Origin of the sequence: Streptomyces sp. LBL (assembly GCF_029893585.1) — a bacterium.
GTDB lineage: Bacteria > Actinomycetota > Actinomycetes > Streptomycetales > Streptomycetaceae > Streptomyces.
This window is the reverse complement of record NZ_JARXYX010000002.1, coordinates 344,915-368,103: the sequence shown is the minus strand read 5'-3', so window position 1 is coordinate 368,103 and position 23,189 is coordinate 344,915. Positions and strand designations below refer to the sequence as shown.

The 23,189-nt window shown below is 70.5% G+C and carries 12 protein-coding genes; 9 read left to right on the top strand and 3 right to left on the bottom strand.

Annotation, left to right across the window (positions count from 1 at the left end; all coding sequences use genetic code 11):
• Positions 1–7: 7 nt before the first annotated feature.
• The 9 genes from M2271_RS03955 (at position 8) to M2271_RS03915 (ending at position 19,241) form a co-directional block, all read left to right on the top strand.
• The gene (locus M2271_RS03955) at positions 8–3,625 is read left to right on the top strand and encodes a beta-galactosidase (RefSeq protein WP_280885648.1); all 3,618 of its coding nucleotides are present in this window, start codon (positions 8–10) and stop codon (positions 3,623–3,625) included.
• Positions 3,622–7,338, top strand: a complete 3,717-nt coding sequence (locus tag M2271_RS03950) for a beta-galactosidase (RefSeq protein ID WP_280885647.1) — start codon at positions 3,622–3,624, stop codon at positions 7,336–7,338. The genes M2271_RS03955 and M2271_RS03950 overlap by 4 nt, the downstream gene beginning before the upstream one ends.
• Positions 7,338–9,341 (top strand): TIM-barrel domain-containing protein, encoded by a 2,004-nt coding sequence (locus M2271_RS03945; protein ID WP_280885646.1) that lies wholly within the window; start codon positions 7,338–7,340, stop codon positions 9,339–9,341. Before M2271_RS03950 ends, M2271_RS03945 begins: the two co-directional genes overlap by 1 nt.
• Positions 9,342–9,349: 8 nt before the next feature.
• Positions 9,350–10,579: an SGNH/GDSL hydrolase family protein gene (locus M2271_RS03940; protein WP_280885645.1), complete on the top strand. Its 1,230-nt coding sequence runs from the start codon at positions 9,350–9,352 to the stop codon at positions 10,577–10,579.
• Between the two features lie 9 nt (positions 10,580–10,588).
• The gene (locus M2271_RS03935; RefSeq protein ID WP_280885644.1) at positions 10,589–12,736 is read left to right on the top strand and encodes a GDSL-type esterase/lipase family protein; all 2,148 of its coding nucleotides are present in this window, start codon (positions 10,589–10,591) and stop codon (positions 12,734–12,736) included.
• Between the two features lie 13 nt (positions 12,737–12,749).
• A complete protein-coding gene (locus M2271_RS03930) occupies positions 12,750–14,198 on the top strand; it encodes an alpha-L-fucosidase (protein WP_280885643.1) in 1,449 nt (482 codons plus the stop codon).
• Between the two features lie 5 nt (positions 14,199–14,203).
• Complete coding sequence (locus M2271_RS03925; RefSeq protein ID WP_280885642.1) at positions 14,204–15,145, top strand: hypothetical protein; 942 nt, start codon at positions 14,204–14,206, stop codon at positions 15,143–15,145.
• Entirely contained in the window at positions 15,142–16,038 is an 897-nt protein-coding gene (locus tag M2271_RS03920) for a beta-glucosidase (RefSeq protein WP_280885641.1), read from the top strand. The genes M2271_RS03925 and M2271_RS03920 overlap by 4 nt, the downstream gene beginning before the upstream one ends.
• Before the next feature lie 80 nt (positions 16,039–16,118).
• The gene (locus tag M2271_RS03915) at positions 16,119–19,241 is read left to right on the top strand and encodes an alpha-N-acetylglucosaminidase TIM-barrel domain-containing protein (protein WP_280885640.1); all 3,123 of its coding nucleotides are present in this window, start codon (positions 16,119–16,121) and stop codon (positions 19,239–19,241) included.
• A gap of 177 nt (positions 19,242–19,418) precedes the next feature.
• On the opposite strand, the gene M2271_RS03910 is transcribed toward M2271_RS03915, so the two are convergent.
• The 3 genes from M2271_RS03910 to M2271_RS03900 form a co-directional block, all read right to left on the bottom strand.
• A complete protein-coding gene (locus M2271_RS03910; protein WP_280885716.1) occupies positions 19,419–20,444 on the bottom strand; it encodes a sugar kinase in 1,026 nt (341 codons plus the stop codon).
• Between the two features lie 153 nt (positions 20,445–20,597).
• A complete protein-coding gene (locus M2271_RS03905) occupies positions 20,598–21,680 on the bottom strand; it encodes an L-idonate 5-dehydrogenase (RefSeq protein ID WP_280885639.1) in 1,083 nt (360 codons plus the stop codon).
• Entirely contained in the window at positions 21,677–23,071 is a 1,395-nt protein-coding gene (locus M2271_RS03900; protein WP_280885638.1) for an MFS transporter, read from the bottom strand. Before M2271_RS03900 ends, M2271_RS03905 begins: the two co-directional genes overlap by 4 nt.
• Positions 23,072–23,189: the final 118 nt, after the last annotated feature.

Here is a 23,189-nt window from a genome sequence, read left to right as displayed (position 1 = left end):
GACTGTCATGCCCCTGACCAGCGCCGGGGTCGCGACGCCGGCCCCGGCGGAACAGCAGGCCCAGGCGCGGCACACCGTCACCTATGACCAGTACTCCGTGCGGGTCGACGGCAAACCTCTGTACATCTGGGGCGCCGAGTTCCACTACTTCCGGCTGCCCAGCCCCGACGCGTGGCGCGACGTCCTGCAGAAGATCAAGGCGGGCGGATTCAACGCGGTCTCGCTCTACTTCGACTGGGGCTACCACTCCGCCAAGCCGGGCGCGTACGACTTCACCGGCACCCGTGACGTGGAGCGGCTGCTCGACGAGGCCGAGCGCGCGGGCCTGTATGTGATCGCCCGGCCGGGCCCGTACATCAACGCCGAGGTCTCCGGCGGCGGCATGCCCGCCTGGCGGAAGACCCAGGGCGGCGTGAACCGCACCTCCGAGCCGGAGTACATGAAGGCGGCCCGGGAGTGGATGAGCCGGATCAACCCGATCATCGCCCGCCACCAACTCACCCGCGGCACCGGATCGGTGATCCTGTACCAGGTCGAGAACGAGTACCAGGGCGGTCGCCACGACGAGGACTACATGCAGGCCCTCATCGACTGGGCGAAGGAGGACGGCATCGATGTGCCCACCTTCGTCAACGACGGCGGCGCCAACAAGAACTGGGTGAGCGGCAAGGGCGCCCCCGACATCTACGGCTTCGACGCCTACCCGCAGGGCTTCGACTGCAAGGACCCCGACACCTGGAAGAACCTGCCCGACTACTCGTACGTCAACGAGTGGAAGCCCGAGTCCCCGCTGCTCATCCCGGAGGCACAGGGCGGCGCGTTCGACCCCTGGGGCGGCACCGGATACCAGGACTGCGCGAAGCTCACCGGTACCGACTTCACCCGGGTGTTCAGCAAGATGAACATCGCCGCCGGGGTGAGCGGCCAGTCCTTCTACATGACGTACGGCGGCACCAACTGGGGCTGGCTCGCCGACCCCAACGCGGTCTACACGTCGTACGACTACGGGGCCCCGATCAACGAGTCCCGCCAACTGACCGAGAAGTACCAGGAGTTCAAGCGCCTCGGATACCTGGTCAACTCGGTGACCTCGCTGGCGCGTACCGACAAGGCCGAGGCGCCCACTCCTTCCGACGAGGCCCTGCGCATCGACCGGCGCGTCAACCCCGACGACGGCACTCAGTTCTTCACCGTGCGGCACGCCGACACCCGCGTGAAGGACAAGAACGAGACCACCCTGTCGCTGAAGGGCAAGGACGGCGACTACCCGCGCGTACCCCAGCAGGGAACGATCACCGTCGACGGCCGGGACGCCAAACTCCTCGTAGCCGGCTACGACCTGGGCAAGAGCCAGCGGCTCGTCTACTCCACCTCGGAGATCATGACGCACGCCCGGATCGGCGACCGGGACGTGGCGTTGTTGTACGGGCGTGCGGGCGAAACCGGTGAGACCGTGCTGCGGTACGCCGAGCGGCCCAAGGTGACCGTCCTCGACGGAGATGTCACCACCACCTGGGACGCCGAACGCGGTGACCTGCGGTTGAACTACACCCACAAGGGCCTGGCCCGGGTGCTGGTGAACGGCATGGAACTGCTGATCGCAGACACCGCCGAGACCGCCCACTGGTGGCGGCAGGACACGGCCTCCGGACCGGTTCTGGTACGCGGCCCGTCTCTCGTCCGTACGGCCGAACAGTCGGCCGGCACCCTGAAACTGACCGGCGACTCCACCAAGGCCGCGAAGATCGAGGTCATCGCGGACGCCAGGAAGGTGACCTGGAACGGCCGCAAGGTCACCGTCACCGAGGCGCCACGCCCGGTCGAGCTGCCCGCACTGACGACATGGAAGTACCAGGAGGAAGCACTGGAGGCCGCTCCCGGCTTCGACGACTCCACCTGGACCACCGCCGACCACCTCACCGCCAACAACCCGGAGCTGGCCGGGTCGCTGCCGGTCCTCGCGATGGACGAGTACGGCTTCCACCACGGTGACGTCTGGTACCGAGGCCGGTTCAGGACCACCGGTGCCGCGACCGCGCTCGCACTCGACGCCAAGACCGGCAGCACCGGCCAGTACGCGGTCTGGCTCAACGGCCGCTACCTCGGCCGCTCCGGCGACGGCAAGCACACCTTCGACATCCCGGCGGGCACGCTGAAGCCCGGCGAAGACAGCGCAGACGGTGGGGACAACGTCCTCTCCGTCCTCGTGGAGAACGCGGGCCACAACGAGGAATGGGGCCACGACTACTCCAAGGAGCCGCGCGGTCTGCTCGGCGCCGAGGTGATCGGCGGGGCCTCCACCCTCACCTGGAAGATCCAGGGCAGCCGCGGCGGCGAGGACCCGGTCGACACCGCCCGGGGGCCGTACAACAACGGCGGGCTGTACGGGGAGCGGGCCGGCTGGTCGCTGCCGGGATACTCCGACGGCAGCTGGAAGAGCACCACCCTCTCCCAGCAGTCCGGCAAGACCGGGCCCGGTGTGCGCTGGTACCGCACCTCCGCCCGGCTCGACCTGCCGCAGGGCCAGGACAACGCGATTGCGCTGGACCTGGCTGAAGCCGCAGGCGGCAGCACCGGCTACCGCGCCCAGATCTTCGTCAACGGCTGGCTGATCGGCCGCTACCTGCCGGACACCGGACCGCAGACACGGTTCGTCGTCCCCAAGGGCCTCCTGCGCGAGCAGGGCAACAACACCATCGCCCTGGCGGTGTGGTCCACCGAGGCCGGCGCGGGCCCGGGTTCGGCCAAGCTGGTCGACCTCGGCGCCACGGCGGGCGGGATCAAGATCGGTACGGTGGACGCTCCCTCGTACGACGCCAAGACCTACGCCATGCCGACCGCGGGCGCTCACGTCACGGTCGGCGCCGCGCCGTTCCTGGGCACCGGCACCGCCGCCAAGGTCCCCGTCGTCCTCAGCCTGCCGAAGGACGCGCCGACCGCCCGGAACGTCGAGCTGGCGCTGAAGGTCCCGGCCGGCTGGACCGCGACCACCGACGACACCACCCGCTTCGACCGGGTCCGGCCCGGCGCCACGGTGACCGCGGACTACACCGTCACCCCGCCGGGTGACCCGGTCCACTACGCCGTCCTGTCCGCGACCGCCCAGCTCACCCAGCCCGGCCGTCCGGGCACCGTCACCGGGGTACGGGCCGTACAGGTGCCGCCGCCGGGGCTGTCCGCCGACGGCTATGTGAGCGACCTGACTCTGGTCAAGGCGGTCAACGGCTGGGGCCCGGTGGAGAAGGACGCCTCCAACGGGGAGTCCGCAGCCGGCGACGGACGTCCGCTCAGCATCGGCGGCACCACCTATGCCAAGGGCCTCGGGACCCACGCCAACAGCCAGATCCGGGTCTATCTCGGCGGCGGCTGCACCCGGTTCACCGCGACGGCCGGGGTGGACGACGAGGTCGGCGACAACGGCAGCGTCTCCTTCCAGGTGATCGCCGACGGCCGCTCGCTCACCAAAACCCCCGTGGTCCGCGGCTCCGACGGCGGCACCGACATCGACGTGGATGTCACCGACGCCCGCTGGCTGGACCTGCTGGTCGACGGGGACGGCGATGTCTCCACGGACCACGCCGACTGGGCCGACGCCAAGCTGACGTGTACGGGAGGCACCTCGTGACCCTCGCCCGAGTGGGACACCTGCGTGCCCTGCTGGCGGCGGCGCTGGCCGCCGTACTGCTCGCGGTCCTCGCCGCGGCGGTGCCCGCCCACGCCACGGTCCCGGCCGCCGCGGCCGCCAAGCCCACGCCCCACACGGTCAGTTACGACAAGTACTCCGTCAAGGTCGACGGGGAGCGGCTCTTCGTCTGGTCCGGGGAGTTCCACTACTGGCGGCTGCCCAGCCCCGACCTGTGGCGTGACGTGCTCCAGAAGATCAAGGCGAGCGGTATGAACGCCGTCTCGATCTACTTCGACTGGGGTTATCACTCCCCGGCGAAGGGCCGTTACGACTTCACCGGGATCCGTGACGTCGACAAGCTCCTCGACATGGCCGAGGAGGCCGGGCTCTATGTCATCGCCCGGCCGGGCCCGTACATCAACGCCGAGACGGACGGCGGAGGCTTCCCCGGCTGGCTGATGACCCAGAAGGGACAGGCCCGCTCCACCGACCCCGAATACCTCGACGCCGCCCGCGCGTGGCTCAAGGAGATCGACAAGATCCTCGCCCGCCGCCAGGTCACCGACGGCACCGGACCGGTGCTGCTCTACCAGGTGGAGAACGAGCTGTACGACCCGCAAGGCCGCGACTACATCGTCGAGCTGAGCAAGCAGGTACGGGCCGACGGCATCACCGTGCCGCTCGTCGGCAACGAACCGATGCCGCAGTACGCGGGCGGCGAGGGCCTGGACTTCGTCGGCGAGCTGGACCAGTACAACTCCTTCTGCAAGGGCGAGTGGTGGCTGCCCGCCCTCAAACGGCAGCAGGACGACGCACCGCTGTCGATCTTCGAGGCGGGCACCGGCTGGTTCCAGACCTGGGGCGACACCGGGTACGAGAAGTGCCCGGAGAAGATGGGCCCCGCCTACCAGAAGATCGTCAACAAGCACGAGGTCATGCAGGGCACGACGATCGAGAACCTGTACATGACCTACGGCGGCACCAACTGGGGTTGGCTCGCCGACCCGCGCCAGGTCTACACCTCGTACGACTACGGCGCACCGATCAGTGAGCCCCGCCAGACCGGCGCCGACTACGACGAGATGAAGCGGCAGGGCCTCTTCTACACCACCACCGCCCCGCTCACGGCCACCGATCCGGCCGACGCCCCCGCCTCCTCCAACACCGCCGTGCACATCGAGGCCCGCGCCAACCCGGACACCCACACCCAGTTCCTCTACCTCCGGCACGGCGACCCGATGGCCGACGCCGACGCCACCACCACCTTCGACTGGAAGACCCCGGACGGCACCTATCCGGTCACCGCGCGGCTCAACGGAAAGACCGGCAAGATCCTCGTCGCCGGCCACGACCTCGGCGGCGGCCAGCGCCTCGTCTACTCCACCAGCGAGCTTCTCACCAGCGCGCGGACCGGTGACCGCACCCAGGCCGTGCTGTACGGCGGCGAGGGCGACCCGGGGCAGACCATGCTCCGCTACTCCGCCAAGCCCAAGGTCACCGTGCTGGACGGCACGGCGGACGCCACCTGGGACGCCGAGCGCGGCGACCTGTTGCTGGACTACACCCACTCCGGCCTCACCCGGGTCCTCGTCCAGGGCGGCGGCCGCCCCGATCTGCTGCTCCTCATCGGCACCGACGCCGAGGCCGCCGGCTTCTGGCGGCAGGACACGGCAGCCGGTCCGGTCCTGGAACGCGGCACCGAACTGGTCCGCACGGCGTCCGTCAACAGCCGGACACTCGCCCTCACCGGCGATGCGAAGAAGGCGGGCCCGCTGGAGGTCTTCGCCCCGTCCGGCGTACGGAACGTCACCTGGAACGGCGTACCCCTGAAGGTGAAACCGACGTCCTCGGGCAGCCTGCTGGGCACCGTGCCCGGCCCGAAGGACGTCAAGCTCCCCGAGCTGACCGGCTGGAAGACGTCCGCCGAAACTCCCGAGGCCGCCCCCGGCTTCGACGACTCGTCCTGGACGTACGCCGACAAGCTGACCACCGACAACCCGACCAAGCCCGGGACGCTGCCCGTGCTCTACCAGGACGAGTACGGCTACCACTACGGCTACGTCTGGTACCGGGGCCGCTTCAAGGCCACCGGCACCGAGAAGTCCCTCTCGCTGGCCGCCTACGCCACCAACCCGGACACCGGCTCGGCCGCGGTGGGCGCGTACTCGGTGTGGATCAACGGGAAGTTCGCCGGGACGAGCCAGACCGGCCGCAAGACCTTCCCCCTCGCCGACGGTCTGCTGCACAAGGGCAAGGAGAACGTGATCTCCGTTCTGGTCGGCAATATGGGCCACAACGAGGACTTCACCTGGAACAGCGACGACCACAAGCAGCCGCGCGGCCTGACCACCGCGTATCTCGCCGGTTCCGACGCGCAGATCACCTGGCGCATCCAGGGTGCCCGGGGCGGCGAGCAGCCCGTCGACACCGTACGCGGCCACATGAACAACGGCGGTCTGTACGGGGAGCGTTCGGGCTGGACCCTGCCCGGATTCCCGGACCGGTCCTGGGACGACGCCACGCTGCCGGCCAGTGACACCACCCCCGGCATCGCCTGGTACCGCACCACCTTCAACCCCAAGCTGCCCAAGGGGCAGGACGTGTCGGTCGGCGTCACGATCACCGACCACCCCGACCGCAACTACCGCGCCCTCATCTACGTCAACGGCTGGCTGCTGGGCAACTACGTCAACGACACCGGCCCCCAGCACACCTTCCCCATCCCGAACGGCATCCTGCGCGCCGACGGCAAGAACACCCTCGCCATCGCCTCGTGGAGCGAGGACGCGAAGAGCGGCGGCCTCGGAAAGGTCGGCCTCACCACACTCGGCAACGTCGCCTCCTCGCTGCGGGTCGGCAAGGTGACCGCCCCGTCCTACGACGCCGCCACCTACGCGGCCCCGGCCACTCCGGCGCGGGTGACCGTCGACGCCCCCGACACCGTCGAGCCGGGCAACACCTACCAGGTCACGGCGACGGCCTCGGTACCGGACAACGGCAGGACACTGAGCGGCCTGACCCTGAGCCCGAAGCTGCCGGAGGGGTGGACCGCGACCCCGGGTGAGCCGGTGAAACTCGGCACCCTCACACCCGGTGCCTCGGCGAGAGCCCGATGGACCGTCACCGTGCCCGCCGACCAGAAGACCGGCACCGTCGCGATTCTCCGCGCCACCGCCGACTTCACCCGCGCCGGCACATCCGGTTCGGTGACCGGGGAACAGGTGGTGGCGGCGCAGCCACCGCCCCTTACAGCCGGCGACCACTACGTCAGCGATCTGCCGTTCGCCTCCAGCAGCAACGGCTGGGGGCCGGTCGAACGCGACCAGTCCGTCGGCGAGAACGCCGAGGGCGACGGCCTGCCGCTCACTGTCCACGACACCGTCTACGAGAAGGGCCTCGGCACCCACGCCGCCAGCAGCGTGCAGGTGTGGCTCGGCGGCACCTGCACCGCCTTCCACGCCGCGCTCGGCCTCGACCAGGAGACCTACGGCCGGTCCGACGGCCCGGCCACCGTCACCTACACCGTCCTCGCCGACGGAACGCCCGTCTACGAGAGCGGCACCGTCGACCGGGACACCGCGACGAAGAAGATCGACGTCGATGTGGCCGGCGCGCGGCGGCTCGAACTCGTCGTCTCGGACGCCGGGGACGGCAACGCCCTCGACCACGCCGACTGGGCCGACGCCAAACTGACCTGCGGAGGCGGTTCCTGATGTCCAGACTGAGACGAACCGTCCGCAGCAGCTCGGCGGCGCTGATCCTGGCCGCCCCGCTGCTCGGCACGGCCCCGGCGGCCGCCGACTCCGGGCCGATCAGCGCCGCGACACCCGCCTACGAACTGCGGGTGGCCACGGACCGGTTGGCCGTCACCACCGTGCGGGCGAACCGGACCGTGCTGGCCACCGCGCCCGCGGCCTTCCGGTTCCGGATCGGCGCCGACTGGCACATCGTCCGGGAGGTCACCGCCAGCAGCCGGGACCGCGACACCCTGCGCGTCACCGCCGCCACCGACCTGCCCGGCGTCACCGTCGATCTGCGGATCACCCTGCGCTCCGACCGGTACGACATGAACTGGACCCTGTCGGGCGCCCGGGCCGACGCGCTCAGCACGGCGTACGACCTCAGCAGCGCCGGACACTGGTACGGGCAGGGCGAGAACAGCGACCAGACCGTCCAGCCGTGGCCGCTGGACGCCGGGCAGATGGTGGACACCGGGTTCAGCCCGGCCTCCTACCAGGTGGTCTCGCCCTTCTGGTACACCTCCAGCGCCACCGGACTGCGGGCCGACACCAACGACCCGATGGACGTGCGGATCAACTCCGGCGGCAACGGACTCGGCGAGTTCACCGTCACCGGAGACCGGCCCGCCGCCTCCACGGTGTTCGTCGAGGACACCCCCGCCGAGGTGTACCGCGACCACATCGCGCTGGTCGGCAAGCCCGAACGCTCCGATACTTCCTACGAGCAGTACGCCACCCCGCTGTGGAACTCCTGGGCGCAGCTCTACGGTGAGCAGACCCAGGAGAACGTCCTCGCCTGGGCCCGTGCGCTGGCCGGCGCCGGGCTCGGCGGGCACGCTCTGCAGATCGAGGAGAGCGTGATCGCCGCCGACTTCGGCGAACGCTTTCCCGATCTGCCCGGACTGTCGAAGCAACTCGACCGCCTCGGCTTCGACCTCGGTATGTGGACCGGCCTGTACATGCCCGAGACTGCCGCCAACTTCTCCGAGGCCGTCGACAAGGGCTATCTGCTGAAGGACCCGTCCGACCCGGCCAAACCCTGCCTGTTCACCTGGTGGAACGGCCGCCAGACCGGCCTGATCGACCTGGCGAACCCGGCCGCGCGGCAGTGGTACACCGACGATCTCACCGCGCAGAAAACCACGTCGGGGGTCGCCGGGTTCAAGTTCGACACCGCCTTCTTCGACGACCGGTGCGCCCCCTACCCGGGGGCCACCCGCGCCGACTACGTGAAGTACGGCACCGAGCTGGCCGACGCGTTCGACCAGCAGGGGGCCGGGCTGCGGGTCGCCTGGAACGCCGCGCAGGCCAAGGGCTTCGCCACCCGCACCGCCGACAAACCGACCACCTTCGCGGGGCTGCGCGCCGCGGTCTCGGCCAACCTGGCGGTCTCCACGATCGGTTACCCCTTCGTCGAGACCGACATGATCGGCGGCTCCCTCAGCTACCCGCCGCCCACGAAGCAGGTCCTGGCCCGCTGGGCCCAGGCGGCGTCCCTGATGCCGCTGATGTACGCCTCGACCTCCCCCACCGGTGTACGGGACGCGACGACCGGCCAGTGGGTCGGCTACGACCGGGAGACGGTCGACCTCTACCGGTCGGCCATCGCGACGCACGAGCGGCTGGCCCCGTACATCTGGGACCAGGTGCAGAGCACCCTGAAGAACGGCGATCCGATCATGCGACCGCTGTTCTTCGACTTCCCGAAGGATCAGGCGAGTTACACGGTCGCCGACGAGTGGATGCTCGGCCCGGCCGTCCTGGCCGCGCCGAAACTCGACGAGGGCACCACCCGGGACGTCTTCCTGCCGACCGGAACATGGCGTGACGTCACCGACGGCAAGGTCGTCCGCGGCCCCGTGACGCTCAAGAAGTACGCGGCGCCCCTCGGGGTGACCCCGGCCTTCGTCAACCTCAAGGCCAAGGGCGCCACCAAGGCGTACCAGGCGCTCGCGCGCACCGGCGCGGAACGGTAGGGGGCGAGATGCGTTCCATACGTGGCAGGTTCGTTGTGCTGATGCCCGTGGTCCTGGCTGTTCTGACTGTCCTGGCGGGGCCGGTGGCGCCCACCCAGGCAGATCAACTGGTCGGTCAGCGCGGCTGGACGGGGACCTGGGCGACATCGGCGAGCGAGCACTACGAGGTCTCGGGGATGTCCGAGGTGACGGTACGGATGCCGGTGCACACCAGCGTCGGCGGTTCCTCCGTACGCATCCGCCTGACCAACGCCTACGCCACCGACCCGGTGACGATCGGGCACGCGACCGTGGGCCTGCGTGACGGGGGTTCCGCCGTGGCACGCCCGTACGACGTGCGGTTCGGCGGGAAACGCGAGGTCACGATCCCGGCAGGCGGCGAGGCGGTCAGCGACCCCGTCCGCCTCGCCGTGCCGGCCCTGGCCGACCTGGTGGTCAGCCTCCATCTGCCCGGTCAGGTCACGCACATCACCGATCACTGGTGGGCGCAGCAGACCGTGTACTGGACGGACTACGGGGCGGGTGACCACGCCGCCGACACCACCGGCGACGCCTACACCTGGACCACCACGAGCTGGCCGTTCCTCAGCGGTGTCGATGTGACCGCGCCGAGAACCGGGTCGGTGGTGGCACTCGGCGACTCGATCACCGACGGGTCCTTCTCGACGGCCGACACCAACCAGCGCTGGCCCGACCTGCTCTCCGCCAGGCTGAACGCCTGCCGGCCCGGCGCCGGGGTGCTCAACGCGGGCATCACCAGCAACCGGATCACCGCCGGGACCGCCACGAATCCCTCGGCCCTCGACCGGCTCGACCGGGATGTCCTCTCCCAGCCGGGCGCCAGAACCCTGATCCTCTTCGAAGGGATCAACGATCTCGGCGGGGCGAGTGCCGAGCAGATCATCGCCGGGATGACGGAGATCGCCGACCGGGCCCACCGGCGCGGGATGCGGGTCGTCGGCGCCACGATCACCCCGTACAAGGACTTCACCTGGGGCGGCTGGACCGAGGACACGGAGGCGCGGCGACAGCAGGTCAACGCGTTCGTCCGGGACTCCGGCGAGGTCTTCGACGACTACGCCGACTTCGACCGGGCGGTCCGGGACCCGGCGGATCCGCGGCGGCTGGGCACGGCGTACGACTCCGGTGACCATCTGCATCCCAATGACGTCGGCATGAAGGCCTTCGCCGACTCCATCGACCTGACGTCGCTCGGCCTCGGCCGCGGCTGTTTCTGAGGAGGAACCGTGTCCGGACGACTTGCCCACCTGCGTGGACGCCGAAGACTGGCGGCCCTGGCCACGGCCGTGACCGCCGTACTGGCCGGGTTGTCGCTCCCGGCGGCTTCGCCTGCCGAGGCGGCACCGGGGCAGTGGACGGGGACCTGGGCGACCGCCCAGCACGCCGCGTATGACCCGGGCACCTCCGAGGTGACGGTACGGATTCCGGTACGGGTGAGCGCGGGCGGGTCGAGCGTACGCATCCGGCTGACCAACGACTTCACCACCGAGCCGGTGACGATCGGGCACGCGACCATCGGACTGCGTGAGGACGGTTCCGCCGTCAGGAAGCCGCAGCAGCTGCGGTTCGGTGGGAAGAGCGAGGTGACGATCCCGGCCGGCGGGCAGGCGGCCAGCGATCAGGTCCGGCTCACCGTGCCGGCCCGCAGCGACCTCGTCGTCAGCCTGTACTTCCCGGGCCGGCTGACCCATATCAGCCAGCACTGGATGGGCCTTCAGACTGTCTACTGGACGCCCGACGGCGGCGGCGACCACGCCTCGGACGCCGGTGGGGACGCCTTCACCAGGACCGACTCCACCTTCCCGTTCCTGACCGGCGTCGATGTGCGGGGCGGTGACACGGCCGGCAGCGTGGTGGCGCTCGGCGACTCCATCACCGACGGCGCCGCCTCCACCGCGAACGCCAACCGGCGCTGGCCCGACTATCTGGCGGGGCGGCTCTCGGCCTGTTCGTCCACCGCCGGAGTGCTGAACGAGGGCATCAGCGGCAACCGGATCACGGCCGGGACCGACGGCAACCCGTCGGCGCCGGCCCGGCTGGAACGCGATGTGCTGTCGCAACCGGGGGCCCGAACGGTGGTCCTGTTCGAGGGCGTCAACGACCTCAGCTGGGGCGGTGCCACCGGCGATCAGGTGATCGACGGCATGAAGGAGATCGTGCGCCGCGCCCACGCCCGCGGGCTGCGCGTGATCGGCGCGACGGTCGTGCCGTACCGCGGCTGGGGCGACTGGTGGACCGAGGCCAAGGAAGCGGACCGGCAGAAGGTCAACACCTTCGTGCGCGAAGGCAAAGTCTTCGACGGCTACGCCGACTTCGACAAGGCCGTACGGGATCCGGACGACCCCACCCGCTACGCCGCCGCGTTCGACTCCGGTGACCATCTGCACCCCAACGACACCGGGATGAAGGCCTTCGCCGACGCAGTGGACCTCACCACTCTCGGGGCGGCCCGCGACTGCCCGTCGGCCCGCGTCCGGCTCACCCCGTACCAGCCGGCCCTGCAAGCCGGCGGCGACGGCACGGAGATCACGTCGACCGTCACCAACACCGGCACCAAAGCGGTCACCCAGGTCAGCACACGCCTCGACCTCCCCGACGGGTGGTCCGCCGAACCGGCCGGCAGCACGAGGACCCGCTCCCTCGCCCCGGGCGACAGCGCCACCGTCACCTGGACGGTGACCCCCGCGACCGACGCGACCTGGGGCACCCACCAGATCGGCGTACGCACCTCCTTCCTCCAGAACGGCCGTACCCGGCACGACTCCGACAGCGTGGACGCCACGGTCACCCCCGTTCCGTCCGACGTGCGGGCGCCGTACCGAACGGCCGCCACCACCACCGAAAAGGCCCAGTACGCCCAGAACGGCGGCCAGTTCGCCATCTGGGCGGGCGGCCAGGACCTGTCGGGCTGGAAGGACGAGAAGGCGGCGGTCTACCTCGCCGACTCCGCGCCCCCGTCCGGCACGGTGACCGCCCGGGTCGTCGGTCAGACCGGCAGCGGCCCGTCCGCCAAGGCCGGGATCGCCGTCGCCAACGACCTCACCGCGCCCGAGGCGGGTGGCTACGCGGTGCTCACCATGTCCGCGCAGTACGGCCTGGAGTTCCTGACCGACAGCGACGGCGACGGGAAACTCGACACCTGGGCCGGCGGCGGCAGTTCCTACCACCCCGCCTGGCTGAAGATCGTCCGCGACGGCACCGCCTACACCGCGTACTCCAGCGCCGACGGCACCGCCTGGCAGCAGGTCGCCACCGCCACGGTTCCCTCCGCGAGCGGCACCGGCGACGCCGGGATGGTCGCGAGCGCCGTCAACCTCAACTATCCCGGCCAGATCACGACAGCGCTCTTCGATTCCTTTTCCACGCACGAGTGAGAGGCACACCTTCATGGCAGTCGACCGCAGACACTTCATGACCAGCGCGGCCGCCCTCGGCGGCGCCGTGCTGCTGGCCCCGCCCGGCACCGCCCAGGCGCTCACGCAGGTGGCCTCGTCCGGAGCCCCGGGCCTTCCCGACTACCAGGCCACCAAGGCGTCTCTTGACACCCACCCCGTGCCGCGCTGGTACAAGGACGCCAAGTTCGGCATCTTCGTCCACTGGGGCATCTACTCGGTGATCGGCGGCGCGACACCGAGGAGCGCCTCCGAGTGGTACCTGTGGTATCAGAGCACCAAGGACACCGCCGAGTGGAAGTACCACCGCGACACCTACGGCGAGAACGTCACCTACGACGACCTCATCCCCCAGTTCAAGGCCGAGAAGTACGACCCCGACTCCTGGGTGAAGCTCTTCGAGCAGGCGGGCGCCGAGTACTTCGCACTCACCAGCAAGCATCACGACGGATTCGCCCTGTATCCCAGTAAGGTGACGGACCGTCACTCCGTGGCGTACGGCCCGAAGCGTGACCTCGTGGGCGAGTTGATGACGGCTGCCCGCAAGCGCGGCACTGTGCGGCCCGGCCTCTACTACTCGCTCGGCGAGTTCTTCAACCCGGCGATCGGCCGGCCGATGCGCAACTTCTACACCGACAAGGAAATCCCGATGACCGGCTACAAGCCGGTCCAGGACTTCGTCGGCGACTACGAGCTCAAGCAGCTGTACGAGATCATCGACCGCTACGACCCGGAGCTGCTGTGGGCAGACGGACAGTGGTTCCGGCCCACCGGCGAACCGTCGTGGCGCAGCGAAGAACCCATGGCCCACTACTACAACCAGGCCAAGAACCGCAGGCACCCCAAGGGTGTGGTGATCAACGACCGGTTCGACACCCACTTCGACTTCGCCACGTACGAGCAGCGCACCAACCCCACGATGGACCCGCAGAAGTGGGAGTGCTGCATGACCATGGGCTACTCCTGGGGGTACAACAAGCACGAGCCGGACGAGGACTACAAGACCTCGGAGTTCCTGATCCAGTTGCTCGCCGACGTGGTCAGCAAGAACGGCAACCTGCTGCTGAACATCGGCCCCAAGCCGGACGGCACGATCCCCGGCGTCATGCAGGAGCGGCTGCGGGACATCGGCGCCTGGCTGAAGGTCAACGGCCCCGCGATCTACGGCTCGGCGCCCTGGGTGCGGGCGGAGGAGGAGGGCAGCCCGCTCGGCATCCGCTACACCGTCTCCCCGGGCAAGTTCAACATCATCGTGCTGGGTGCGCCCAGCGGCACCCTGTCGGTGCCCGGCGACATCCCCGTCAGCGCCACCTCCCGCATACGACTGCTCGGGCACAGCGGCAGTCTGCGGTGGACCCGCCGGGACGGAAAGATCCACATCTCTGTCCCGTCGTCCCTTCCCAGCCGTATCGCCAACGTCTTCACCGTCGACTGGGACCGGTGAGCCCCGTGGCAATCAGTGACGGAACCGAGTTCGACACCCTGGGGCCCACGCTCACCGTCACCACGGAGCCGGCCGAGCCGGCCAGTGGTGACACGGTGACCGCCACGGCGGTCCTCACCAACGACTGTCCCTTCCCGCTCCGCAACACCGTGCTCCACCTGATCAGCCCCGGAGCCGTCACGGCGGCGAGGACCATCCCGCTCGGCGACCTGCGGAGCGGCGCGAAGGTCACCCGGCGCTGGGAGACGGCGATGCCGGCCGGCGTCGCCGGGAACGTGGGGTTCACCGCGCACGTGATCTTCGACGTCGACGGGCACAGCACCGACTGCGCGCGGTCCTCGAAGACGTTCACGCTGCCCTACGAGCCCAATGAGGTGCGGGACCCGTACCGGACGTTCACCACCGCCGACGCAACCGAGTTCGGCCAGTACGGCAGCCAGTTGGTGATCTGGGCGGGCGGCCGGGACCTGTCCGGCGGCACCGACGAGAAGGGGATCATCCATCTCCCCGGCTCCGCCACCGAGTCGAGTGTGGTGCAGGTCGAAGCGGTCAGCCTCACCGGCACCGACAACCCCACCGCGAAGTACGGCATCGCCGTCGCCAACGACCTGACCGCGCCCGAAAAGGGCGGCTACGCCGTGCTGACCATGTCACTGCGCTACGGCCTGGAGTTCATGACCGACAGTGACGGCGACGGCCACCTCGACACCTGGGCCGGCGGCGGCGGTTCGGTCCACCCGTCCTGGCTGCGGCTGGTCCGCTCCGGCACGACCTACACGGCGTACAGCACCACCAACCTGTTGTCCTGGACCGAGGTCGCGAGCGTGACGGTGCCCTCGGCGAGCGGGGCCATGGACGCCGGTGTGATCGCCAGCGCGGTCAACACCAACTACCCCGGTACAAGGGTCCAGGCGGTCTTCGACCGTTTCTCCGTGGAGGAAGCATGAGTCCCTACCGCCCCGAGGAGGACTTCCTCACGCCGCCCGTCTCGCTCAGCTTCGATCCGGCCGCCCCCGAACCCGGCGGGGCGGTGACGCTGACGGCCAAGCTCACCAACACCACGCGGATCGCGCTGCAGGGCACGGTGCTGTACCTCTCGGTGGGCGGCGGAGCCGGTCAGGCGTCCTCCCTCGGCAAGGTGGCGCCCGGCACGTCGGTGACCCGTACCTGGAAGACCCGGCTCTCCGACGCCGCCGAAGGCGTGGTCCCGTTGATCGCGCACGCGCTCTTCGACGTGCACGAGGACGGGTCCGACTGCACTCGCGCGACCTCGCTGCTGCAGCTCCCGTACGGGTCGCCGGCCAGTGCCTTCGACAACGCCGGGATCTCCGCCGACGACGCCACCACCACCGCCGACATCGACGGCTCGCGCTCCAGTCTGTCCGCCGGGGCGCTCGCGTCGGTGGGATTGACCCCGGGGGCCTCGGTCACCTACGGCGGGACCACCTTCACCTGGCCGGACACCGAGCCGGGGGCCAAGGACAACGTGGTGTCCTTCGGGCAGAGCGTGCGGCTGTCCGGCACCGGCGGGCGGCTCGCGTTCCTCGGGACCAGCACCTGGGGCGCGGGCAAGGGCCCCGGGAAGGTCGTGTACGCGGACGGCACGGAGCAGGACTTCACCGTCGACGTCCCCGACTGGTACGGAGCGTACGCCTCCGCCGCAGTGGTGCTGCCGTACCGCAACATCCCTTCGGGGCAGGACAACAGCCCCGTCAGCCTCTTCACCTTCGGCGTCGATCTGGAGGACAAGGAACTGCACTCCGTCGTGCTGCCCAAGGTCGGCGACGGGCTGGGCAGCAGTAGCCCCGCACTGCACATCTTCGCGATGACCGTCGCCTGATCCGAGCCTGGGTGCGGCCGGGCAGGCCGTCCGGAGTTCGGAAGATCCCCAAAGTCCTGAGAAAACCTGTGAGGACCTTCATGACAGACAATCAACCCCTCAGCCGCAGACGTCTGCTGACGGGAGCAGCCGCGTTCGGCGGTGTGGTGCTGCTTTCTCCGCCGCTGGGCGCCCAGGCCGCTCCAGGGACCGTGGGCGAGGCCACGAAGCCGTTCAACACGACCCCCGCGTCGCTCGCGCTGCGACGGTTGCTGCCAGATCACCACCGGCAGGTCACGCTGCGGGCGCTGGCCGCGGGCGGCGCCGACCGGTTCAGGGTCACCGGTCGGGCCGGGGAGATCACCGTGGAGGGCACCAGCCCAGCGGTGTTGCTCACCGGCCTCAACACCTATCTCGCACGGGTGGCGAAGGCCGACATCTCCTGGAACGGCGAACAACTGGACCTCCCCAGGCTGCTGCCCGCCCCCGCCGGTGAGATCGCCGGATCGGCGAACGTGCCGCACCGCTTCGCCCTCAACGACACGAATGACGGCTACACCGGCCCGTACCGTGACTGGGACGCGTGGGAACGGGAACTGGACGTCCTCGCCCTGCACGGCATCAACGAGGTCCTCGTCTACACCGGTGCCGACGCCGTCTACTACGACACCTTCCGTCAGTTCGGCTACTCCGACGCGGAGTTGAGGGCGTGGATACCGGCTCCGGCCCATCAGCCGTGGTGGCTGTTGCAGAACATGTCGGGGTTCGGCGGTCCGGTGTCGCGGCGGCTGATCGAGAGGCGTGCCGACCTCGCCACGAAGATCACCGACCGACTGCGGGAACTGGGCATGACTCCCGTGCTGCCGGGCTACTTCGGCACCGTGCCCGACGAGTTCGTGGCGAAGAACGGCGGCGACGCCGCGGTCGTCGCCCAGGGCGACTGGGGCGCCTTCAAGCGACCCGACTGGCTCGACCCGCGGACAACAGCCTTCCAGGAGGTCGCCGCCGCCTTCTACCACGCCCAGTCGGAACGCTTCGGCGACAGCACCATGTACAAGATGGACCTGCTGCACGAAGGCGGCAACCCGGGTGACGTACCCGTGGGACAGGCGGCGAAGGCCGTGGAGGCGGCGCTGCGCAAGGCCCACCCCGGCGCCGTCTGGGCGATCCTCGGCTGGCAGAACAACCCCAGCAGGGACATCCTCGACGCCGTCGACAAGTCCGGGATGTTCGTCGTCGACGGACTGTCGGACCGCTACACCACGGTCACCGACCGCGAGAGCGACTGGGGCGGCACCCCGTACGCGTTCGGCAGCATCTGGAACTTCGGCGGCCACACGCCGATGGGAGCCAACGCCCCCGACTGGGTGGAGCAGTACCCGAAGTGGCGGGACAAGGACAACAGCGCCCTGGCCGGCATCGCCGCGATGCCCGAGGGTGCCGACAACAACCACGCCGCCCTGGCCCTGCTCACCGACCTGGCCTGGACGCCCGGCACCATCGACCTCGACACCTGGTTCGCCTCGTACGCGGTGTCCCGGTACGGCGCGGAGGACCCGCACGCGCTCGCGGCCTGGAAGATCATCGGCGACACGGCGTACGGCATGACGCGCGCCGACAGCTGGAGCGAGGCACCCGACGGACTGTTCGGGGCCCGTCCGAGCCTGGGCGCGAACAAGGCGGCGGCCTGGGGACCGGAAGCGGACCGCTACGACACCACCGCGTTCGACCTGGCACTGTCCGAACTGCTCCAGGTGGCGCCCGCGCTGCGCGACAACTCGGCGTACCGCTACGACCTGGCCGATGTGGCCCGGCAGGTGCTGTCCAACCGGAGCCGGATGCTGCTGCCGCAGATCAAGGCGGCCTACGACACGGCCGACCGCGCCCGCTTCGACGAGCTCACCGGCATCTGGGTGGACTGGATGAAGCTCATGGACAAGGTGCTGGCCACCAGCGGGCAGCACCTGCTCGGCAGGTGGCTGGCCGACGCCCGCTCCTGGGGCGGCACGAAGGCCGAGAAGGACCAGCTGGAGTACGACGCACGGTCGATCATCACCACCTGGGCCTCCCGGGCCAGCAGCGAGGAGGGGCTGCACGACTACGCCAACCGGGAGTGGTCCGGGCTGGTCGGCGGCCTCTATCTGACCCGCTGGACCTTGTACTTCCGGGAACTGTCCAGCGCCTTGAAGGAGGACCGCCAGCCGAAGACGGTCGACTGGTTCGCGCTGGAAGACGACTGGGCGCACCGGCACGACAGTTACCCGACGAAGACCACGGGTGACGTCCAGAAGGTGGCACGGCAGATCCACGACACCCTGGCCTCCGACCCGCACCAGGTCACGCTGACCGCGTCCGCCCCCACGGGCGCGGTGGCGGAGGGCCGCCCGGTCACGGTCACCGTGTCGTTCACCAACCGCAACGGCTTCGCCCCGGCCACGGAGGTGAAGCTGTCCGTCGACGCACCGGAGGGGATGACCGCCGAGCCGGCCGGCCCGACCACCGCGGCGTCCCTCGCCCCGGGTGACACCTTCTCGGCGACCTTCACAGTCGCCCTCGCGAAGGCCACCGGAGCACTGATCTCCCGGGTGCCGGTGCGCGCGTCCTACCAATCCGGCGGCACGCGCGGCTCGGCCTCGGCGTCGGTCCGGCTGATGGCGGGCACCGGGGTGGGCGACCCCTACCGGAGCGCCTCCTTCAACGACGCGGTCTTCGGCCGGTCCGGCGACGCGATCGCCATCGAGGGCGCGGGCGCGGACCTGTGGGGCGGGACCAACGAGTTCGGCACGGTCTACCGGCCCGCCGCCTTCACGGCCTCCTCGACCGCCACGGTCCAGGTCACCTCACAGGACACCACCGGCGGCTGGGCCCGGGCCGGGCTGATGGTCCGTAACGACCTCTCCGAGAACGGCTCGGCCGGTTACGTCAATCTGGCGGTGACTCCCTCCAACGGCTGCGCGCTGTCCTGGGACTCCGACGGCAACGGTCAGTTCGACGCCATCGAACTGACCGGTTCGCTGTCCGCTCCGGTGCATCTGCGGCTGACGCGCTCCGGCGACACGTACACCGGCGAGTGCAGCCGTGACGGCGTCACCTGGACCAAGGTCGGCACCGCCACACCGGGCGGCGTCGCCGGCACCCAGGACATCGGCGTCTTCATGACGGCGGCCAACGGCTGGACCGACACCCGGGGGATCGCCGGTTTCGAGGGCTTCTCCGTCACCTGAGCGCAGGGGCTGTGCCCGGGGCCGGAGCCGCACCACGCGGCTCCGGCCCCGAGCCGCCACGCGGCTCCGGCGCGGACAGCAGGGGCGCGGTGCTGCCCTCATGGCCCGATCCGCGTGACGTTCGCGGTGGAGCGGCGTACGTCAAGGAGGTGCCGCGTCCCTGTCCCCCTCTCACCCTCAGGGTGCCGTCGCGGTCCACGCGTCGTCGTCCAGGGTGAGGAAGGCGTCCGTCTCCGAGCGCGGAGGCAGGACGGGCACGTCGTCCCGGGTGCGCAGCGCGGCGGTGGCCGTGAGGTGGCCGAGGCGGAGGCGGGCGCGCTCGTCGCGGTGCTCCAGGACTCCGGCCAGGTAACCGGCGGCGAAGGCGTCGCCCGCGCCGACTGGTTCGACGACCTTGGTGGGCAGCGACGGCACGAAGGTCCGCACGCCCTCGGTATACGAGGTCGCCCCGTGCTCGGCGTCCTTGACGACCACGCAAGGTGCGGGGGCGAGCAGGTCCGCGATGTCGTCCGGGTGGGCGGTGCCCCACAACGCCTCGGCCTCGTCCCGGCCGACGAACACGATGTCGGCGGCGCGGGCGAGCGGCAGCAAGGCCTGCGCGGCGTCCGTACCGGCGGCACGCCAGAGCGCCGGGCGGTGGTTGACGTCGAAGGAGACGACCGGACCGCGGCGACCGCCGTCCCGTTGTGACAGCAGCGCGTCCAGCAGCCGGGCACAGCTGTCGGAGAGGGCCGCGGCGACGCCCGACAGGTGGACGATCCGGGCCCGGCGGAGCGCCGGCCACCGGGCCAGCTCCGGGCCCATGCCGGTCGCCGCGGAGCCACGACGGTAGTAGTGCGTACGGGTGTGGCCCGGGCCCGGGTCCTTGAAATAGACCCCGGTCGGCCGCTGAGGGTCGGTCTCCACGGCGCTCACGTCCACGCCGCGCGCGCCGAGCTCGGCGAGGATCCGGCGGCCGAACGGATCGTCGCCGAGACGGCTCACCCACGCCGCGCGGTGCCCGAGTCCGGCGAGCCCGCAGGCGACATTGGACTCGGCGCCGCCGATGCCCAGGCTGAGCGCGGACTGCTCGGCGAGGGGGCGGGAGTCCGGGGGCGCGAGCACAGCCATCGTCTCGCCCACACACACGACATCGGCCGGCTGCTCCTGGCCTTGGGGTCGGGCATCGCGGGCAGGGGTCGGGAAGGGCTGGACAGGCTGCACGTCATCCAACGGGATTCTCCTGGCGGACAGTTCGGGGGCGCGTGGGTGAGGGGAGGCCGACGGGGGAGCTCGGGGAGCTCGTGATGCCCGGGGGTGGTGGGTTCGGCGCCCGCTGACCCCGCCCGCCGGGCATCACCCCCAGTCCGCCGGGCGTCACGCCCCGCCTGTCAGCCGCAGCATGACCTTGCTGCTTCCGCTGCGCACATCCGCGGCGACGGCGAGCGCCTCCTCGGCCCGTTCGAGCGGGAAGCGGTGGGTGATCAGCGGGGTCACGTCCAGGCCGTCGGCGAGGGCGCGCAGCGCGTCGTCGATCTCGTCGACGAAGCGGTACGAGCCGATCCAGGTGATCTCCCGGGTCACCAGGTCACCGAGCACAGCCGCCGCGGCCGTACCGGGCAGGTTGCCGACCTGGACGAGGGTGCCGCCCCGGGCCGTGGCCCTGAGCACCGGCCCGAGCGCGGCCGGGGCACCCGACGCCTCGAAAACCACGTCCGTGTCCGCGGGCAGTCCGTCGCCGGCGGAGAGGTCGCGGATCTCGTCGGCGCCCATGGCACGGGCGACGTCCAAGGACGAGGCCGCCAGGTCGGCGGCGATCACCCGGCCCGCCCCCCGGTACCGGGCGGCGGCGACGACCAGCGAGCCGATCGGCCCGCAGCCGTTGACCAGGACCGTACGGCCGCGCAGCTCGGGGACCCGGCCGACGGCGTGCAGGGCGACGGCCAACGGCTCGGCCAGCGCGCCCTGTTCGGTGTCGACGCCGTCCGGCAGGGGGCGGATCTGGGCTGCGGGGACCGTCCGGTACTCGCTGAACCCGCCGTCGGTGTGCGGCTCGAAGGCCGCCGAGCCGAAGTAGCGGACGTGCGGGTGGAGGTTGGTCCGGCCGGCGATGCGCTCGGGAAGGACGCCGTCGCCGACGACCCGGGCCGGATGGACGGTGACCGACTGTCCTTCCCGCAGCCCGGTGACCCCGTCACCGAGCGCGGCGATCCGGCCCGCGACCTCGTGCCCGAGCACGAGCGGGTGGGCGAGCGAGGCCGTCCCGGACGCCCCCTTCTTCCAGTACGCGATGTCGGACCCGCAGATCCCGCCCCACTCCATGGCGAGCAGCACCTCGCCGGTGCCGGGCACCGGCCGGTCCCGTTCGTCGATGCGCAGATCGCCGGGGCCGTGCACGACGAGCGCCCGCATCGGGCCGGTGGCGGGTCGCGCGGCGCCTCGCTGTGTGCGTGTGTTCATACGGCGTCCTCCAGCCGGACGAGATCCCGGCCGCGTGTCTCGGGCGCGAGCAGCGCGCTGACGAAGGTGATGAGGGAGTAGACGACGAGCATCGCCGCGATGGGCCACCAACTCCCGGTGACGGCCGTGAGGGTGGCCGCGAGGACCGGCCCGATGGCGGTGGCGAGGATGCCGCCGATCTCCTTGGCGAGGGCGAGTTGGGTGAACCGGGCGCGGGCGCCGAAGAGTTCGGCCATCGTGACGCTCTCCAGCGAGAACAGTCCGAGGACACCGACGTTCAGGCCGAGAACCATGCCGAGCATCACGCCGGGGGTCGAGCCGGAGGTGATGAGGAGCATCACCGGGAAGGCGATGGCCGCGGTCAGCGCCGTGAGCACGAGGTAGACGACGCGGCGGCCGAAGCGGTCACCGAGCAGACCGACCACGGGCACGGTGGCGAAGCCCACCAGCGAGCCGTACAGGATCGCGTCCGTCGGGACGGACCGGCCGACCGCCAGGTTGGTGGCGAGGTAGCCGACGAGGAACGTCTGGACCAGCCCGGAGTTGCCCGCCTGGCCGAAGCGCAGCCCCAGCGCGAGGAAGAACGCCTTGCCCTTGCGCTGCCGGATACCGGCGGCCAGGACGCCGCCCTCCCGCTCGTCGGACGTGACGATCGCGGACTCGACCTCGTCCTTGGTCAGCGCCGTCCCGCCGACGACATCGGGGCGCTCCTCGAAGACCGGGCTCTCCTTGAGGCCGCGCCGCAGCCAGACCGCGAACAGCATCAGCGCGAAGCTCAGCAGGAACGGCAACCGCCAGCCCCAGGCCAGCAGTTGCTCCTCGCTGAGCACCGCGAGCAGGATCGCCCAGAGACCGGAGGCGGCGAGTGTCCCGGAGTTGGTGCCGAGTGACACCAGCGAGGAGATCAGGCCGCGCCGCTTGACGGGGGCGTACTCGGCGAGGAGTACGGTCGCGCCCGCGATCTCGGCGCCGGCGCCGAAGCCCTGGACCAGCCGCAGAACGACGAGCAGGACCGGCGCGAGGATGCCGATGGTGGCGTACGTGGGCAGGGCGCCGATGAGGGTGGTGGAGGCGCCCATCAGCAGGATGGTGAGGTACAGGACCTTCTTCCGGCCGATCCGGTCGCCCATCCGCCCGAAGTAGACGGCGCCGGCGAGCCGGGCGACGTATCCGACTCCGTAGGTGGCCATCGCGGCGATCAGACCGATGGCCGGGCTGACGTCCGGGAAGAAGATCTTGTCGAAGACGATGGCGGCGGCCAGCGAGTACAGCTGGAAGTCCATGAACTCCATGGCCGTGCCCAGCCAGCCGGAGACGGCGGCCCGGGCCAGATCGCGCGTGCTGCGTTGTGCGGGTGGCGTCTGCTGAGCGGCTGTGACGCTGTCCTTCATCGTGAACTCCGTTGTTCGGGGAGTGAAGTGCGGCTCTTGCGAGGGAGGTGACTCACACGTAGGGGTGGATCAGGAGCGGGAGGTGGGGTCAGACGCAGGGGCGGATCGAGAGCGGGGA

Coding starts and splice junctions, on each gene's coding strand:
- M2271_RS03940 (WP_280885645.1), top strand. CDS start 9,350: ATGCGTTCCATACGTGGCAGGTTCGTTGTGCTGATGCCCGTGGTCCTG.
- M2271_RS03945 (WP_280885646.1), top strand. CDS start 7,338: ATGTCCAGACTGAGACGAACCGTCCGCAGCAGCTCGGCGGCGCTGATC.
- M2271_RS03915 (WP_280885640.1), top strand. CDS start 16,119: ATGACAGACAATCAACCCCTCAGCCGCAGACGTCTGCTGACGGGAGCA.
- M2271_RS03900 (WP_280885638.1), bottom strand. CDS start 23,071: ATGAAGGACAGCGTCACAGCCGCTCAGCAGACGCCACCCGCACAACGC.
- M2271_RS03930 (WP_280885643.1), top strand. CDS start 12,750: ATGGCAGTCGACCGCAGACACTTCATGACCAGCGCGGCCGCCCTCGGC.
- M2271_RS03920 (WP_280885641.1), top strand. CDS start 15,142: ATGAGTCCCTACCGCCCCGAGGAGGACTTCCTCACGCCGCCCGTCTCG.
- M2271_RS03955 (WP_280885648.1), top strand. CDS start 8: ATGCCCCTGACCAGCGCCGGGGTCGCGACGCCGGCCCCGGCGGAACAG.
- M2271_RS03905 (WP_280885639.1), bottom strand. CDS start 21,680: ATGAACACACGCACACAGCGAGGCGCCGCGCGACCCGCCACCGGCCCG.